Source organism: Streptomyces sp. YGL11-2, from assembly GCF_050054615.1.
Classification (GTDB): domain Bacteria; phylum Actinomycetota; class Actinomycetes; order Streptomycetales; family Streptomycetaceae; genus Streptomyces.
In genome coordinates this window covers 1-1,330 of the sequence record NZ_JBNHIN010000149.1, presented here as the reverse complement: position 1 = coordinate 1,330, position 1,330 = coordinate 1, and the positions used below count along the sequence as shown (strand labels likewise).

Sequence of the window (1,330 nt, the reverse complement as noted above, 5' to 3'; positions counted from 1 at the left end):
GCTGGTGCTGACCGCCACCGTCCACGCGGTCCGACGGACGGCGAAGGCCCAGCGCGAGCACCTTCGCTAGGGGCGTGACCCCGAAGGTGGTGGGCGACCGCCGGGTCTTGCAGCGTCGATGGGACCGAAGGACGTCCGGTGCCTCGGCGCCCGAGTCATCCATCGCCCTCGCTGATCACCTTCATACCGAAGGGGACACGGGTTACCTCGTCCGTGCTTGATCCAGCTCCGGATGTTTGGGGCAGACCGGCACAGTGCTGGGCGACAACGAACTTCATCCTGACATGAATTTGTCAACACCTGCGGACAGCGGCGATGCTCTTCGCATGAGCGTCCACCATTACGCAGCGGTCGAGACCGCATCCGGCATATTCAGCATCTTCAGGGGCGTCCACAACGCCTTCGACCTGTGGCTCCTGCTCGGCCTTTTCGGCGCCTTTATCCTGCTGATACTCGGCGCCGCCGCCTTCGAGGCCCTGCGCAAGCGCTTCGGCTCCGGGGTCGGCGCCAGCAGCGACGACGAGTCGCCCGACACATCCTCCCAGAGCTCCCAGAGCCGGTAGATCCGTCAGGCGGCGACGTTGAAGTCGTCCTGCCGCCTGCGAATCTCGAACCACACCAACTTCCCATTGGCACCGAAGAGTTCCTCGCCGACCGAGTATCCGCCGTAGCCGTCGGCATTCCGACGCCCAGGCTGCTGGGTAGAGGACTGCAGGAGGGCGGGACCCTCACGGCGGGCCCGGGCCAGTTGGCGTCGATATACCCACGGCGGCTACCGGTCGGAGCCGGCGGATGCACCACGATGCGGGACCGAGGCTTGGGCATACCCCCGCCCTGCCGATCCCTGGCGTCCTGCGCCCGCCACGCAAGCCCGGTCAGGGGATGCCCGGTGTGCGCTGAGAACACCGAGGGCGGTCCACCGCACATGGTGGACCGCCCCACTCCCCGGGTCAGTGCACCGGCTCATCGTCCGCCGCAGAACCGTGCGCGGCAGGTTAATTGACGTGACGACCGGAGCGGCCAGCACGCCGCCGCGATCAGCGGCCAGCACACCGCCGTGATCGCTGGCAGCCCAAGTGAGAGCGAAGTACAGGGCCGCATCGCCAAGGAGCGAAGCACGGGTGCCGGCGAGCCAGACGAGAAACGTCCGCGGGAGTGCCGACCGGGTAGAGGCAGACCTGCTCGTATCACGTTGTGCAGCCATCGACGCTGACCCTAGACGAGTTGTTCCGATCACGGTTACGGGCTGACCCGCGATTGATCTTGAGGCGTGCTGGTCTGGGCGTTCGGCGGGCTGGTGGTTCAGCAATCGCTGGTCGGCCTGCTATTC

The 1,330-nt window shown here is 66.7% G+C and carries 1 protein-coding gene; it reads left to right on the top strand.

The features are described 5' to 3' along the window. Positions 1-326 precede the first annotated feature (326 nt). Positions 327-563 carry a hypothetical protein gene (locus ACO1BR_RS44070; RefSeq protein WP_426800745.1) on the top strand — a complete coding sequence of 79 codons (237 nt, stop codon included), beginning with the start codon at positions 327-329 and terminating at the stop codon, positions 561-563. Positions 564-1,330: the final 767 nt, after the last annotated feature.

What these genes read in the sequence shown, in the direction of transcription:
- ACO1BR_RS44070 (WP_426800745.1), top strand. Translation starts at nt 327, where the DNA reads ATGAGCGTCCACCATTACGCAGCGGTCGAGACCGCATCCGGCATATTC.